The organism is Paraburkholderia sp. 22098 (assembly GCF_052045935.1).
In the GTDB taxonomy this organism is placed as follows: domain Bacteria; phylum Pseudomonadota; class Gammaproteobacteria; order Burkholderiales; family Burkholderiaceae; genus Paraburkholderia; species Paraburkholderia caledonica.
The window spans coordinates 141,886-155,651 of sequence record NZ_JBQEPV010000006.1 but is presented as its reverse complement, the minus strand read 5'-3'; the positions used below and the strand labels follow the sequence as shown (position 1 = coordinate 155,651).

General features: G+C 61.0%; 16 protein-coding genes. 10 read left to right on the top strand and 6 right to left on the bottom strand.

The features are described 5' to 3' along the window. The gene (locus tag ACTJLB_RS14635; RefSeq protein WP_440783677.1) at positions 1-675 is read right to left on the bottom strand and encodes a DUF4410 domain-containing protein; all 675 of its coding nucleotides are present in this window, start codon (positions 673-675) and stop codon (positions 1-3) included. 205 nt (positions 676-880) lie between these two features. On the opposite strand from ACTJLB_RS14635, the gene ACTJLB_RS14630 reads away from it, so the two are divergent. From ACTJLB_RS14630 to ACTJLB_RS14615, 4 genes are all read left to right on the top strand, one after another. Beyond that, complete coding sequence (locus ACTJLB_RS14630; RefSeq protein WP_020068677.1) at positions 881-1,240, top strand: DUF3564 domain-containing protein; 360 nt, start codon at positions 881-883, stop codon at positions 1,238-1,240. A 357-nt stretch (positions 1,241-1,597) separates the two neighbouring features. Further along, entirely contained in the window at positions 1,598-2,347 is a 750-nt protein-coding gene (locus tag ACTJLB_RS14625) for a DNA/RNA non-specific endonuclease (protein WP_440783676.1), read from the top strand. After that, on the top strand, positions 2,340-2,600 hold the full coding sequence (locus ACTJLB_RS14620; RefSeq protein ID WP_027779006.1) for a hypothetical protein: 261 nt from the start codon (positions 2,340-2,342) through the stop codon (positions 2,598-2,600). Before ACTJLB_RS14625 ends, ACTJLB_RS14620 begins: the two co-directional genes overlap by 8 nt. Positions 2,601-2,798: 198 nt before the next feature. Beyond that, positions 2,799-3,161, top strand: a complete 363-nt coding sequence (locus ACTJLB_RS14615; protein ID WP_020068674.1) for a hypothetical protein — start codon at positions 2,799-2,801, stop codon at positions 3,159-3,161. Between the two features lie 172 nt (positions 3,162-3,333). Here the strand turns inward: ACTJLB_RS14615 and ACTJLB_RS14610 are convergent, their stop codons facing one another. Continuing rightward, positions 3,334-4,047 (bottom strand): Crp/Fnr family transcriptional regulator, encoded by a 714-nt coding sequence (locus ACTJLB_RS14610; protein WP_440783675.1) that lies wholly within the window; start codon positions 4,045-4,047, stop codon positions 3,334-3,336. 90 nt (positions 4,048-4,137) lie between these two features. Here ACTJLB_RS14610 and ACTJLB_RS14605 point away from each other — a divergent pair, with 90 nt between their 5' ends. After that, entirely contained in the window at positions 4,138-4,677 is a 540-nt protein-coding gene (locus tag ACTJLB_RS14605; RefSeq protein ID WP_440783674.1) for an Mpo1 family 2-hydroxy fatty acid dioxygenase, read from the top strand. Positions 4,678-4,725: 48 nt separating this feature from the next. Here the strand turns inward: ACTJLB_RS14605 and rarD are convergent, their stop codons facing one another. After that, positions 4,726-5,616: an EamA family transporter RarD gene (gene rarD, locus ACTJLB_RS14600; protein ID WP_087751879.1), complete on the bottom strand. Its 891-nt coding sequence runs from the start codon at positions 5,614-5,616 to the stop codon at positions 4,726-4,728. A 512-nt stretch (positions 5,617-6,128) separates the two neighbouring features. Here rarD and egtD point away from each other — a divergent pair. Further along, positions 6,129-7,109 carry an L-histidine N(alpha)-methyltransferase gene (egtD, locus tag ACTJLB_RS14595; protein ID WP_440783673.1) on the top strand — a complete coding sequence of 327 codons (981 nt, stop codon included), beginning with the start codon at positions 6,129-6,131 and terminating at the stop codon, positions 7,107-7,109. A gap of 57 nt (positions 7,110-7,166) precedes the next feature. Here the strand turns inward: egtD and ACTJLB_RS14590 are convergent, their stop codons facing one another. Beyond that, the gene (locus tag ACTJLB_RS14590) at positions 7,167-7,460 is read right to left on the bottom strand and encodes an acylphosphatase (protein ID WP_020068669.1); all 294 of its coding nucleotides are present in this window, start codon (positions 7,458-7,460) and stop codon (positions 7,167-7,169) included. Between the two features lie 185 nt (positions 7,461-7,645). Between ACTJLB_RS14590 and hpnA the strand changes: the two genes are divergently transcribed. Then, positions 7,646-8,656 carry a hopanoid-associated sugar epimerase gene (gene hpnA / locus ACTJLB_RS14585; RefSeq protein ID WP_027779011.1) on the top strand — a complete coding sequence of 337 codons (1,011 nt, stop codon included), beginning with the start codon at positions 7,646-7,648 and terminating at the stop codon, positions 8,654-8,656. A gap of 92 nt (positions 8,657-8,748) precedes the next feature. After that, positions 8,749-9,309 carry a hypothetical protein gene (locus ACTJLB_RS14580; protein WP_310356276.1) on the top strand — a complete coding sequence of 187 codons (561 nt, stop codon included), beginning with the start codon at positions 8,749-8,751 and terminating at the stop codon, positions 9,307-9,309. A gap of 50 nt (positions 9,310-9,359) precedes the next feature. Here ACTJLB_RS14580 and ACTJLB_RS14575 read toward each other — a convergent pair whose 3' ends face one another. Next, a complete protein-coding gene (locus ACTJLB_RS14575) occupies positions 9,360-10,526 on the bottom strand; it encodes a glycosyltransferase (protein ID WP_440783818.1) in 1,167 nt (388 codons plus the stop codon). 348 nt (positions 10,527-10,874) lie between these two features. On the opposite strand from ACTJLB_RS14575, the gene ispH reads away from it, so the two are divergent. Together ispH and hpnH are read left to right on the top strand one after the other, a co-directional pair. Further along, the gene (ispH, locus tag ACTJLB_RS14570) at positions 10,875-11,819 is read left to right on the top strand and encodes a 4-hydroxy-3-methylbut-2-enyl diphosphate reductase (RefSeq protein ID WP_027779014.1); all 945 of its coding nucleotides are present in this window, start codon (positions 10,875-10,877) and stop codon (positions 11,817-11,819) included. 10 nt (positions 11,820-11,829) lie between these two features. Beyond that, entirely contained in the window at positions 11,830-12,984 is a 1,155-nt protein-coding gene (gene hpnH / locus ACTJLB_RS14565) for an adenosyl-hopene transferase HpnH (RefSeq protein ID WP_020068663.1), read from the top strand. Positions 12,985-13,127: 143 nt separating this feature from the next. Here hpnH and ACTJLB_RS14560 read toward each other — a convergent pair whose 3' ends face one another. Beyond that, positions 13,128-13,733: an MlaC/ttg2D family ABC transporter substrate-binding protein gene (locus tag ACTJLB_RS14560; protein ID WP_020068662.1), complete on the bottom strand. Its 606-nt coding sequence runs from the start codon at positions 13,731-13,733 to the stop codon at positions 13,128-13,130. Positions 13,734-13,766 lie beyond the last annotated feature (33 nt).

The following is a 13,766-nucleotide window of genomic DNA, read 5'->3' as shown; positions in this document are numbered from 1 at the left end:
TCACGGCGCGGCGGCGTGAAGCCTGGCGATGACGGCATCGGAAATCTGCTGAGCCGTTTTCTTGATCGTCTTCTTCTCGTCGCCGCTCGCCATGACGAACTTCGCTGCGATCACATACGGATTGAGCTTGATGGCAGCGCCCGGCCCGTGCTTGCTGTCGGCCTCTTCCACGGCTTCATAGAGAGGCGGCAAACTCGCCGATGCAAGACTGTCGCATGACACGGCGACCTGAATGTCGGTCTGACCGGCGCCGAGACCGACCATGGCACGCCGCAGACGGTTGCCGTCGTCGACGCTCAGGAAGACACCGCGCACTTGCCAGCCCGCGGCCGGCGAAGTTTGACCGGGCGCGATGCGCCGTGCGTCGACGCCGCCTTCGCGCAGATCGGCCGTGAGCGCCTCCGCCATTTCGTCGACGATGTTCTTTGCGTGCTCCTGCGGATTCGCGTTGTGGTCCAACGGTCCCGGCCCGCTTGGCAATAAACCGCGCAGACGGCGCGCGCGTTGGCCGGGGCCACTGTCCGGCGCAACGTTCGCGACGTCCAGTTCGAAATCCGACACGTAGACGATGGGCGCAGGCTCGGCGAACGACGCTTTATCCGCTGCAAGACCAGGCGCCGGCGCCGCGCTTATGCACGCGACCAGCGCCACAAAACGCAGAAATTGATGCTGCATGACACGTCTCCAGGATCGGTGCAGCGGCAACGAAGAAGCAAGACAGCGCAGTAAAAAGCGGAGGCCGGATCGCGACGCGAACATGGTACAGCCGTGCACATGTAGCGTCCGTATTTTCGTGCACAAGTCTTACCATTTGCCTTGAATAACCAGCGTCGCGACATAGACTGTTAAAGCAATTCTGAGTACTTTGCACGGAACTGATATGCGCCTGACCATCCTCATCAACGGTTCCGATCCCACCGTCAGTCACGACTACGCTGTGCTATGGCTCGACACCGACCAACGCCGGTGGTCGAGAGAAGCGCATCAAGGGATCGATCTGCCCCCGTGGGGCGAATTACGCGACGAAGGTGGCGTGACGACACTTTGCGCGCCGAGCACGGACGCACCGTTGTGTACGCTGCGTGGATTGCATGTCGACCGTAAGCAGCGCGTGAGCGCCGCCCAAGGCGACGCAGCGTGGACGGCCGTGCGCAACCGCGCGCCGACAAGCGGCTTCTGGCGCTTGCAAGCCGTCGATCGTCAAAACGTGCGCGCCGAAAACAGCGTGTTCGGCAATTAATTCCAGCACCCTTTCCACTCGGTCGATGTTCCCGCACGCGCGTCGCAAGGCGCGCGTGCGAAATCCGTCGGCTTACCACTCTGCACTGTTCCCTTTCGCCGATTGACGGACCGTTTTCCGCGACGCACGCATTTAAGCTTGTCTTAAGTTTGCGTGCGTAGTGTCGGAAGTCCACGCATTAGGGTCGCCGCAAGGCGGCCCATTTTTTTTGCCTGTGCGACGTCGCGTCACGTGCCGGTTCCGGCGCGCGACCGTCACATTGCCGTTCTTCGCTACGCTCTCCCCCGCTCTTTTACATCGCTCGATCATCACGCTCGACGCTATACTTTGCGCCCCTCTCTTTTCACCGATTAACCCATGAAGAAGTGGTTCGCCTGTCTGCTCGTTGCAGTTGCCACTCACGCAACTGCGGCGCCTTCCTGCACCCAGTTCACACCTAATGCGCAATGGCCCGTTCTGACCAATCAGAAGATGGCGCCCAAAACGCGCATGCTTTGCTATAGCGATTTCGCCGTCATGCATTCGGGCATTACACACGGTCCATTGTGGTCCGCCGAACATTTGACGCGCGATCATATTGAAGCCGCGAAAGACATGGTGCGCACCAACAAGTTCTTCGAAGACGCGCGCTTGCCCGACGGCGAAGGCGCAACGCTCGCCGATTACAAGCGCAGCGGCTTCGACCGCGGACATATGAGCCCTGCGGGAAATCGCTGGAATGAGCAGGCGATGGCACAATCGTTTTCGCTCGCGAACATCGTGCCGCAAAATCGCGAAAACAATCAACGGCTGTGGGCGCGCATTGAAACGTCCGTGCGCAAAATCGCAACGGCTTATGACGACACGTATGTCGTCACGGGTCCGATGTTCAGCGGTCAGCAACTGCAGACGATCGGTCCCACGCGCGTGTTCGTTCCAACGCAGTTGTTCAAGGTCGTCTACGTACCTTCGCGGCAACTCGCGTTCGCGGTAGTGGTCGACAATGTGTCGACGAATCGCTACGAAATCAGAACGATTCACGAACTCGAAGCAGCATCGGGCATTCGCTTTCCGGGCATTCCGGAGAACCTCAAAGATCAGCGACCGGGAGGACTCAAAGGTGTTTAAACCCTATTCGAACGATGACGACGTACTCAACCTTCAGGGCGACGCAATGACCGTGAGCAACGGTACGAAGCGCGTCGTGCTGAACGGCACGCTCGAACTGACGCAAGACCAGCGAGGGCTGAAGGCTGCGCTCGCATTGAAGGAAGCGGTGGATGCAATCGTCGCAGCTTTGCAGGCGCATCCGGGACTGCCCGCTAAAGTGAAAGACGAGCCAGACGCGAAACCGGGTGTCGTGGACAATCCATTTAACTAACGTTTGAAGTCTTAAATCGTCGAGAGCAGGAAGGCCGGAAGAGTAGTCAGCAGCCCGATATGTTTCTGCCGTTACGTTTTGTCACCAGAACATCGTCAACTGCTGTCTTCCCGGCTGCGTTAAACCGGCAGCGCTGAATAAATCCAGCCGCGAAACAGAAGCTCGCAGGAATCCACCGGTTTAACAAGGAGTCACACCATGAAGACGCTTTTCGCTGCTCTCGCTTCCGCTCTGCTCGTGTCAACCGCTTTCGCTCAGACTGCCGCACCGGCACCGTCCGAAGCAACGCAGCCCGCAGGCCAGGCGAATCTGAAGGCAAGCACCGCCGTGCAAACCGGCGCGTCGAATGACACCACCACTCACGCGAAAGCACCTTCAGGCACGACCGCGAAGTCGCATGTGAAGACGTCCTCCAAACACACTGTGAAGAAGCACAACGCCGTGAAGAAGACTCCGGCCGACTCCAGCGCAGCGAACAAGAAAACGGACGGCGCGCAAGAGGCCAGCAATGCGCCGGTGAGCGCTGACGGCGCAAAGACCGGCACGACCAAAACGCAATAACACGTGCACGGTTCCGGCACACCGGCCAACCAGGCATTAGAAGAATAAAGCTATTAATTGAAGCCGGGCAATGCCGTTCAGGGAGGGCGAGTCGTATGACTCGCCTTTTTTTTGCGCAAGCTTTCGCGTTGTCGTAGCAGAGGAAATCTGCGGCAATGGCGCTCTCAAGCCGTCAACGTGTATCCAGGCCCAACTGCGCAAGCTCGTGAAGTCGGCCTTTGTCGACTATCTGGATTTCCGCATAACCAAGCTTGACCGCGCCCTGCGTTTCAAACTGCTTGAGCACTTGGTTGATGGTCTGCCGCGACAGTGCGAGCATCATCGCGAGATCTTCCTGGGGCACGTTGATGACACGTCGCATGGTTTCCCCCTCGCCATATCCACCCGCCATTAGCAACAGTCGTCGCGCAACGCGTTGCGCGGCGGGTAGCAACGCGGCTTCCTCTATTGCATCGAAGGCAAGACGCAGTTTTTGCGTGATCAGCAAGCCGAAGGTGTGCCAATGGGCCGGCGTACGTTCAAGCAGCGCGACGAGTGCCGCGCGCGTCACATGAAACAGTTCGGTATCGCGTTCGGCATACGCGTCGTGCGTTCGCGGACGATTGTCAAACAGCGCGATCTCGCCGAACCAGTTCACCGGTTCGATCACAGCAAGCAATGCTTCCTTGCCGCTCTCACTCGCTGCGCCGATTCGCACCACGCCGCCAAGCACGCAATAGATGCCGTTATCTGCATCGCCACGCGTGAACAGACGCTGACCGGCGGCAAGGCGCTCGATCCGGCCCGCGTCGATCAATTGCGTCTGCAGAGACGCCGGTGCCGAGCGGAACCATGCACTGTTCGACAGCAGCGTGGCAAGCTGAGTACGAGGAATATTTGCGGTCATTGAATCGCGCTTATACCGATTGTCGGCTACCCGATGGTTTGAGATTCCAATCGCCGCGATTATGCTGGCTTTGACGAAGGAGCGGCATCCATGAGAACGCTGACGCAACAGCTTACGCAGTATGCGGCTTACCATCGCGACCGGCGCAATATCGCCACGCATTTCATCGGCATCCCGATGATCGTGCTTGCATTGGCAGTGCTGTTGAGCCGTCCGGCTTTCGCGCTAACCGCGCCGCCGTTGGTCCTATCGCCCGCATGGCTGTTGTTCTCGGCGGCCACGCTCTATTACCTGGTGCTCGACGTGCCTTTGGGTTTGTTGATGACAGCGGTGTCCGCGCTTTGCATCGTGTTTGGCCAATGGATCGCGGCGCAGTCCACGCCGGTCTGGCTGGCGACTGGCGTCGGCCTCTTCGCGGTCGGCTGGGTGTTTCAGTTCATCGGCCACATTGCCTACGAGCACCGTAAGCCGGCTTTTGTCGATGACGTAGTCGGTCTTCTGATCGGACCGCTGTTCGTGCTGGCCGAAGCATTGTTCTACACCGGCTGGCGGCCTGCGCTTCGTGAAGCGATAGAAAGCCAGTTGGAGCCTTCGCCGACGAAAGATCAGCGCGCGGCGGCGCAAAAGTAAACGTACAAGTGAACGCAAAGCAACATGGTCGTGGCAGGCGCTCGAGTCTCACGCAAAGCGCACGATCCGCATGCTGTGCAACGCTGTCAGCACGACCGCGATCCAGATCGGGATGTACGTGGCCAACTGCGCAGCACTCAACGTTTCGCCGAGCAACGTGATCGACACCAGCACGAGCAATACCGGCTCGACATAACCGAGAATGCCGAACAACGCGACGGGCAATAAGCGGCTCGCGGTCAGATACGAAGCCAGCGCGAGCGTGCTCAACGCGCCCAGCCCCGGCAGCAGCAGAAGCCACATGTCGAGGCGTCCGGAGATCAGCGTGAGCGACCCGCCGGTCACGATCATTGCCACCGCGACAGGCAGCAGCAAGATCATCTCGACGGTGAATAGCGCGAGCGAATCCTGTTTGATTTTGCGCCGCAACACGAAGTACGGCGGATAACCGAGCGCAACGAGCAACGTCGGCCACGAGAAAGCGCCCGTCACCCACAGTTCATGACCCACGCCCACAGCCGCGCATATCACGGCTGCCCACTGCAAACCGTCGAGGCGCTCGTGATAGTAAAAGCGCCCGACCAGTACCATCACGAGCGGCAACAAGAAATAGCCGAGCGACACTTCAAGCATCCGGCCGTGCAACGGCGCCCACAGAAACACCCACAATTGCGCGCCGAGCAACGCGGCGGCGGCGAGCATCGCAACGCCTAGCGCGGGCTGAGTCATCATCCGGTAAAGAAGTTGCCGCAGGATTGGCATGCGCTTGCGCGACGCAACCAGCAGCAGTGCGCCCGGCACGGTCCAGACGATACGCCACGCGAAAATATCGAGGCCGGTGAGCGGTGCGAGCAGCGTCGCGTAAGCCGACAGCAGAGCGAACATTGCGCAGGCGCTAACCGATAAGGCAATGCCGCGTTTCGGCGAATACTGATTCATCGTGCGCCCCGCTGTGCGGGAGCTTCGCCTTGCGGCGCGAGCGCATGCGCACGTGGCGCAACATGGCGGCGCACCGCGATTCTCGTTGTCATTGGAAGTGAAGGTCCTGAGCCGCAGCGCGTGTCGCGCCGCTTCTTGTAGTTTTATCCGGCGATGCAAGCCGGGCATTCTAGCCGGATTATCGACGCGGCACGGGCACACTTCGCGTCGCTTTCATTCTTGCGGCAGCAATTAATCCGTGCAGAACGCGCGTCGATGAACTAGAACATAACTTCACGCGCGCGGGAGGCAGCTGTGCGCGTTCGACAAGCAACTCCGTCGATCAAGCGCGAATCTTGCTTCCCGCTTCTGCTACAGCGTTTGCAACCAACGTTTGCAATCAGCGTTTGCGACATCAACGAGCCCGGCCGCATGGCGGCCCGCTTCCTCCGCGGCACGCACCAATCGTTTCGATCCCGCGTGCCGTCTCCGGCCAACCATCCCGCTCATCGCATGTGACTACTGGAGCCAGCATGACCCAGCCAGCCCTCTCGCACGACGCATCACCCGATCAACGTTCCGCGTTCGCCGCCGACGTCCGCAGCGGCCTCACGCATGCGCCGCAGAAAGAGTTGCCCTCGAAGTATCTGTACGACGAAGTCGGTTCCGCATTATTCGAAGTGATCACCGTGCTCCCCGAATACGGGGTGACACGCGCTGAGGAGCGGCTGCTGGCGAAGCACGCGGTGGACATCGTCGAGCATCTTCCGCACGACGTAACCGTCGCCGAACTCGGCAGCGGCAGCGGCCGCAAAACGCGCCGCATTCTCGAAGCGCTGTGTAAAAAGCGCCCCACTTCATACTGCCCGATTGAAATTTCGCGCACCGCGTTGCAGTTGTGCAGGCGCGAATTAGGCGACATCGAAAGGATTTCTATTGTCGGCTATGAGCGCGATTATCTGGCGGGTCTCGCTGAAGTCAGCAAAAAGCGCGCAGCCGACGAACGCTTACTCGTACTCTTTCTCGGCAGCACGATCGGCAATTTCGGCAGACTGGCCGCGACGCGCTTTCTGCGCGACATTCGCAACATGCTGGCGCCCGGCGACGCGCTGCTGCTCGGCACCGACCTCATCAAGCCCACGCCCACGCTGATCGCCGCTTACGACGACGCAATCGGCGTCACGGCGTCGTTCAACCTGAACCTGCTCGCGCGGATCAATCGCGAACTCGGCGGCGATTTTCCGCTCGACGCATTCGAGCACGTCGCGCGTTTCAATCCGGACGCGCGCAGTGTCGAGATGCACTTGCGTGCAACGCGTGACGTTACCGCGCATATCGCCGCCGCGAATCTGACGGTGTCGCTTAGGGCAGGCGAAACGATCTGGACCGAGAGCAGCCACAAGTATCGCGCCGACGAAATGCCCGCGATCGCCGACGATGCGGGATTCGTGTGCAGCCATCAATGGCTGGAAAACGAGTGGGGATTTGCCGAAAGCCTGTTGGTAGCGCAATAGCGCACAACGGCCAAAGGGGCGGCGGGCTCTCAACCCGCCGATGTGCTTACGCGCCGTTCAATGCTGTTCGAAACGCTCGTAGCGTTTTTCGGTCACGCGCTCTTCGCCGGCTACCTCGGTCACGCGCGCGGCCGGCGGCCCGTGCCGCAGCCACGACAGCATCCGGTCGACCTGATTCGCCGTGCCCTGCAACATCGCTTCGACTGAACCGTCGTCGAGATTCGCAACCCATCCCTTGATGCCCAACGCGTGCGCCTGCCGCACGGTCGCGTGACGAAAGCCGACGCCCTGCACGGTGCCGCGCACGCGCACGTAATACGTTTCGATCCGCTCATCCAGATCTGGGGACATGCCGTTCTCTCCTCGCAATCTTTCAAGCGGGCATTCTAGTCGCGTCGCGGCGAGCCTGCTTGCAGAACGCGGGTTGGAATAGCCGCGTCGACGGTTGTGGACCGGTCCGTGCGCAAGCCGTCGGCGACGCGGCCCTCGCTCGCCACGTACAATCCCCCGACTGTCACGCAGGGAACGGAAACAGAATGACCGAACAGAATGGCGATCTCGTGCTCGTGACCGGCGCATCCGGCTTTGTCGGCTCGTCGGTGGCGCGCATCGCGCAACAGAAGGGCTTCAAGGTGCGTGTACTGGTGCGGGCCACCAGCCCGCGTCAGAACCTCGAGTCCCTCGACGCGGAAATCGTCGTCGGCGATATGCGCGACGAAGCGTCCATGCGCAACGCGCTGCGCGGCGTGCGCTATCTGCTGCACGTCGCCGCCGATTACCGGCTGTGGGCGCCGGACCCGAGCGAAATCGAACGCTCGAATCTGGAGGGCACGGAGGCGACCATGCGCGCGGCGCTGAAAGAAGGCGTCGAGCGCATCGTGTACACGAGCAGCGTGGCCACGCTGAAGGTGACGAGCGCCGGCAATTCAGCCGACGAAACATCGCCGCTCAAAGCAGATCAGGCCATTGGCGTCTACAAGCGCAGCAAGGTGCTGGCCGAACGCGCAGTGGAACGCATGATCGCCGAAGACGGCCTGCCGGCGGTGATCGTCAACCCGTCCACACCTATCGGCCCGCGCGACGTCAAGCCGACGCCGACCGGGCGCATCATCGTGGAAGCGGCGCTCGGCAAGATTCCCGCTTTCGTCGACACAGGGCTGAACCTCGTGCACGTGGACGACGTCGCAGCCGGGCACTTTCTGGCGCTGGAGCGCGGCAAGATCGGCGAACGCTACATTCTCGGCGGCGAAAATCTGCCGCTTCAACAGATGCTCGCGGACATCGCGGCACTCACCGGCCGCAAAGCCCCCACCATCAGCTTGCCGCGCTGGCCGCTTTACCCGCTCGCGATGGGTGCGGAAGCTGTCGCGAAGTTCACGAAGCGCGAACCGTTCGTCACCGTTGATGGATTGAAGATGTCGAAGAACAAGATGTACTTCAGTTCGGCCAAGGCGGAACGCGAACTGGGCTACCGGGCGCGTCCGTACCGTGAGGGCCTGAGCGATGCGCTCGACTGGTTCCGGCATGCGGGCTATCTCAAGCCGTAGCGCGAGCATTTTGTTACAACGTCGCTGTATTTGCGGAAGGTAAAGCCTACGCGCAGCAGTTAAAATCGCGGGTCTTACCAGAGAAATCTCGCATGAACCTTCACGAACAGCTCGGCGCGCTCGAAGTGGGCGTCGATCAGCTCATTCAGGCTGTCGTGGCCCCGCAGGCCCAAAGCATCCCCGAGACACGCAACCAGGCTGACGCGCAGCACGCGCCGGCTGAACATGCCGTGCCGGACGTCGAATCGGAAACGGTCGAAGTTCAAGCCCAAGCCGAGGCCGACGCCGCGGTCAGCGAAGCCGGCGCGCAAACCGCTGCGCCCCCGGCTCTGCCCACGCTGGAAATCAACCGTCCGGCGCAGAACGAAATCACCATGACCATCGGCGGCCAGACCGTCGCATTGCGTGCGGAGCAGATCGGCCAGCTCATCGAGGAACTGTCGAACGCGCGCGCCTCGATGACACCCGAACCTCCTCCGGGCATCCCGCCAGGCTGGCGTTTCGTGTCGACGAAAAATCCGGTCATGGCCGTGCAGAAGCAGTCGAACGGCGACCGTTTGCTGGTAATGCGCCATACCGGTCACGGCTGGGTGCCGTTCACGTTCTCACCGGACATGGTGATTCAACTCTACATGCTGCTTACAAAGGGCTAAAAGAAAAGCGGCGCAATGCGCCGCTTTTTCGTTACTGCCTCGATTCAACGTTACTGCATGGGCGCCTGAACGCGCGCCTTCCACTGCCCGCCCTTGCCACGCCAGTAGCGCACCGCCGATGCAAACGTCGCCCCTACGTAAAACAGCGCGATGAGCGGCAGAAACGGCGCCCATAGCGGCGAGCGGCGGTAATAGCTCAGCATTGGCGCATACGCGCAGCACATGGCCGCCCACGCGAGCCAGGCGGGCCAGCCCGTTGGTCCGAGCACGATGGCGGCGACCGGCGGCATCAGATAGATGATCGTCATGCCGGCAAGCGTGCCCGCCAGCAGCAGCGGCGAATAATGCAACTGCGTGAACGCGGTGCGCGCAATCATGTTCCAGATGTCGCGCCAGCTATCGTAAGGACGCAACGACACGCTTCGCGCAGCCACGTCGAGCCGGATTGGGTGGCGCCCGGTGCCGCGATGCTTGATGCGCGCCGCGAGGCTGCAATCGTCGATCAGCTCGGCCCGGATCGATTCAATGCCACCGGCTTCCTCCAGGGCGCTACGACGCACGAGCATGCAGCCGCCCGCCGCAGCCGCCGTGCGATTGCGCGCATTGTTGACCCATGCGAACGGATACAGCTTCGCGAAGAAGAAAACGAAGGCCGGAATAAGCGCTTTCTCCCAGAACGAGTCGCAGCGCAGCCGCACCATCAGCGAGACGAGATCGCGCTTCTCAACGTCGGCACGGACCACGAGTTGCGTGACGGCCTCCGCGGGATGACCGATATCGGCGTCTGTCAGCAACAAAAAGTCGGCCGGCAAGCCGAGCGTGCGTACCGCCTCGATGCCTTGCGACTGCGCCCACACCTTGCCGGACCACCCCGGTGGCAGCGGCTTCGCGCTCAGCACGGTCAAACGGTCCGGGCATTGCAGCTGCAGTGCGGCTGCGCGGGCAGCGTCGGCGGTGCCGTCGGTGCTGTGGTCGTCGACCACGATCACGTGAAATTCGCCGGGATAATCCTGCTGAAGCAGCGTCGTAACGGCCTGTGCAATGACATCGACTTCATTGCGGGCCGGCACCACGGCGGCCACGCCGGGCCATGCGCTACGCGCTTCGGGCGTAAGCGGCGCGGCGGGACGCGCGCGCCAGAAGCCGCCTCGGGCGAACAGCAGCACGATCCAGATCAGCAAGGACAAACAGGAAAGGAAAAACAGAATCACCGCCATCAACCCCATTAAGCGTTACCCTCGAATTTGCAGCAAGCGTCGACCATTTTGTATTGCGAGGCGCGAGCGCTTCACAGGACGACGTAGTTTAAGGGTTCCGCCAGAGCGGTGCAGCGTGCAATTTTTGCCGCATGGGTTTTGGCAAAGCTAAGGCATGTGCCGCGTGCGCCCAACACTGTAGCGGCCCCGGCAAAGCAAAGCTGGCGTGATAGCGTTAGAATGCGCGTTTGGTTTTGCTGTACCGGCACGTCGCCGGGGCTCAAGACGTCAACTAATTAGATGGTCGCGGCGATAAAGTCAGAATTTCCGACTTGCTCGAAACCCGCGTCAGTCGGAGTCCGCCAACTTATGCGAGTCATCCTTGCCCAACCCCGCGGCTTTTGTGCGGGCGTTGTTCGTGCGATCGAGATCGTCGATCGGGCGCTGCAGCAGCACGGCGCGCCTGTCTACGTACGCCACGAAATTGTCCACAATCGTCACGTGGTCGATAATCTGCGCCAGAAAGGCGCGCGTTTCGTCGAAGAACTCGATGAAGTGCCGCAAGGCGCTGTGGCAATTTTCAGCGCGCACGGCGTCGCTCAAACGGTTGAGCGCGACGCGGAAGCCCGCGGTCTCGACGTGCTCGACGCAACGTGCCCGCTCGTCACCAAGGTGCACGTGCAGGGGCGTCAATATGTGAGCGCGGGGCGCACGCTGATCCTGATCGGCCACGCCGGGCATCCGGAAGTGGAAGGCACGATCGGCCAGATCCCGGGCAAGGTGCTGCTGGTGCAGAGCGAAGCCGAAGTCGAGCATCTGCAGCTGCCGGTCGACACGCCGCTCGCGTACGTCACGCAGACCACGCTGTCGGTAGACGACACCCGTGGCATTATCGACGCCTTGCAGCGCCGCTTCACCGACATCGTCGGCCCCGACACGCGCGACATCTGCTATGCGACGCAAAATCGCCAGGCCGCGGTGCGCGAGTTGAGCAAGCAGGTGGACGTGCTGCTGGTGGTGGGCGCAACAAACAGCTCGAACTCGAACCGGTTGCGGGAAATCGGCAGCGAAAGCGGCGTGGCAAGCTATCTCGTCGCCGACGGTTCAGAAGTGAAGCCGGAATGGTTTGCGAATGCGCAGACCATCGGCATCACGGCCGGCGCTTCGGCGCCGGAAGAAATGGTCAGAAACGTAATCGATGCGCTAAGCGCAATGGGGCCCGTCGATGTCACGACGATGGCGGGCCGTGAAGAGAAGGTTGAATTCAAGTTGCCATCGAAGCTGATGCAACCACTCGCCGCACGCGAAGTTTAAGGAGGACGTCTTGTCTATTCCGCTGCTACAGAAAGTCCGGGTCGGCGCATACATCATGCGTCAGCACCTCTCCGGCAACAAACGCTACCCGCTCGCCCTGATGCTGGAGCCGCTGTTCCGCTGCAATCTCGCCTGCAATGGCTGCGGCAAGATCGACTATCCGGACCCCATCCTGAATCAGCGTCTGTCGCTGGAAGAATGCCTTGGCGCCGTCGACGAATGCGGCGCCCCGGTGGTGTCGATTGCAGGCGGCGAACCGCTCCTGCACAAGGAAATGCCGCAGATCGTGAAGGGCATCATCGCGCGTAAGAAGTTCGTGTACCTGTGTACGAACGCGCTGTTGATGGAAAAGAAGATGGACGACTACGAGCCGAACCCGTACTTCGTCTGGTCGGTTCACCTGGATGGCGATCAGCAGATGCACGACCATTCGGTGTCGCAAGACGGCGTGTACGACAAGGCAGTCGCCGCCATCAAGGAAGCGAAGCGCCGCGGTTTCCGCGTGAACATCAACTGCACGCTGTTTAACGACGCGGTGCCGGAACGCGTTGCCGCTTTCTTCGACACGGTCGGGCCAATGGGCGTTGACGGCATCACCGTCTCGCCGGGTTATGCCTATGAGCGTGCGCCGGACCAGCAGCACTTCCTGAATCGCGACAAGACCAAACATCTGTTCCGCGAAATCTTCAAGCGCGGCAACAATGGCAAGAACTGGTCGTTCAGCCAGTCGGCCATGTTCCTCGACTTCCTCGCCGGCAATCAGACCTACGAATGCACGCCTTGGGGCAACCCGGCGCGTACGGTGTTCGGCTGGCAGAAGCCGTGCTATCTGGTCGGCGAAGGTTACGTGAAGACCTTCAAGGAATTGATGGAAACCACGGACTGGGACAAGTACGGCACCGGCAACTACGAAAAGTGCGCCGACTGTATGGTCCACTGCGGCTTTGAGGCTACGGCCGTGATGGATACGGTTGCGCATCCGCTGAAGGCATTGAAGGTCAGCCTGCGCGGCCCGAAGACTTCGGGTGCTTTCACCAAAGACATCCCGCTGGACAAGCAGCGCCCGGCTGAATACGTGTTCTCGCGCCACGTCGAGATCAAGCTTGAAGAGATCAAGGTGGCCGGCAAGGGCAGCAAGGTGCAGACGGCTACGGCCGCGCACTGAGCGTCGAATCGGGGCGGCCCTGCGCCGCTTCTGAATCGCGCTGCATAAACATGCATAAAAAAGCGCGGTGGCTTTAAGGCCACCGCGCTTTTTCTTTTGTTGGTCTGCTTCTACCTCGCAGGCAATCGGCTTGCCGATCCAGCTTACCCGCCGCTACGTGCGTTATGCGCGGTGAGGAACTTGATCAGGCCGTCGACTCCGCCCTTGGAAAGCTGATCGGCGAATTGTGTCTGGTACACCTGAATCAGCCATGCGCCCATCATATTGATGTCGTAGATCTTCCAGCCCGACGGGCCCTTGGTGAGCCGGTAGTCGATTGCGTCGTCGCCGCCATTGCTGATCACGTGCGACTGCACCACGACGTCTTTCGCGGCGCCCGGTGCATTGGCCGGCGCAAACTTGAACTTGACGTCCTGGTCGCGCAACTGCGAAAGCGACGCAGCATAGGTGTGTACGAGAAGCAGCGTGAACTGCTCATAGAGCTGCTTCTGCTGCTCGGGCGTGGCGGTGCTCCATGCCTTGCCGACCGCGATGCGCGTAGTGCGCTGGAAGTCGGTGGCCGGCACGAAGCGCGTCTCGACCAGTTGCGTGATCTTGGCCATATCGCCGCCGCGCGCTTGCGGATCGGCCTTCATCGCGGAGACCGTACCTTCGACGGCACTTTTTACCACCGCGTCGGGCGAGCTTTGCGCATAGGCAGCCGTTGAGACTACGGCTGCGGCCAGAAAAGCAGACAGATAACGTTTCATACGCTGGACAAGACCCGAAAAGAGTGTGCGCCG

Bases quoted from the DNA above. Each gene is read 5' to 3' on its own strand.
- ACTJLB_RS14605 (WP_440783674.1), top strand. From the start codon at position 4,138: ATGAGAACGCTGACGCAACAGCTTACGCAGTATGCGGCTTACCATCGC.
- ACTJLB_RS14580 (WP_310356276.1), top strand. From the start codon at position 8,749: ATGAACCTTCACGAACAGCTCGGCGCGCTCGAAGTGGGCGTCGATCAG.
- rarD (WP_087751879.1), bottom strand. From the start codon at position 5,616: ATGAATCAGTATTCGCCGAAACGCGGCATTGCCTTATCGGTTAGCGCC.
- ACTJLB_RS14625 (WP_440783676.1), top strand. From the start codon at position 1,598: ATGAAGAAGTGGTTCGCCTGTCTGCTCGTTGCAGTTGCCACTCACGCA.
- ACTJLB_RS14575 (WP_440783818.1), bottom strand. From the start codon at position 10,526: ATGGCGGTGATTCTGTTTTTCCTTTCCTGTTTGTCCTTGCTGATCTGG.
- ACTJLB_RS14635 (WP_440783677.1), bottom strand. From the start codon at position 675: ATGCAGCATCAATTTCTGCGTTTTGTGGCGCTGGTCGCGTGCATAAGC.
- ACTJLB_RS14630 (WP_020068677.1), top strand. From the start codon at position 881: ATGCGCCTGACCATCCTCATCAACGGTTCCGATCCCACCGTCAGTCAC.
- ACTJLB_RS14590 (WP_020068669.1), bottom strand. From the start codon at position 7,460: ATGTCCCCAGATCTGGATGAGCGGATCGAAACGTATTACGTGCGCGTG.
- ispH (WP_027779014.1), top strand. From the start codon at position 10,875: ATGCGAGTCATCCTTGCCCAACCCCGCGGCTTTTGTGCGGGCGTTGTT.
- ACTJLB_RS14560 (WP_020068662.1), bottom strand. From the start codon at position 13,733: ATGAAACGTTATCTGTCTGCTTTTCTGGCCGCAGCCGTAGTCTCAACG.
- ACTJLB_RS14615 (WP_020068674.1), top strand. From the start codon at position 2,799: ATGAAGACGCTTTTCGCTGCTCTCGCTTCCGCTCTGCTCGTGTCAACC.
- hpnA (WP_027779011.1), top strand. From the start codon at position 7,646: ATGACCGAACAGAATGGCGATCTCGTGCTCGTGACCGGCGCATCCGGC.
- ACTJLB_RS14610 (WP_440783675.1), bottom strand. From the start codon at position 4,047: ATGACCGCAAATATTCCTCGTACTCAGCTTGCCACGCTGCTGTCGAAC.
- egtD (WP_440783673.1), top strand. From the start codon at position 6,129: ATGACCCAGCCAGCCCTCTCGCACGACGCATCACCCGATCAACGTTCC.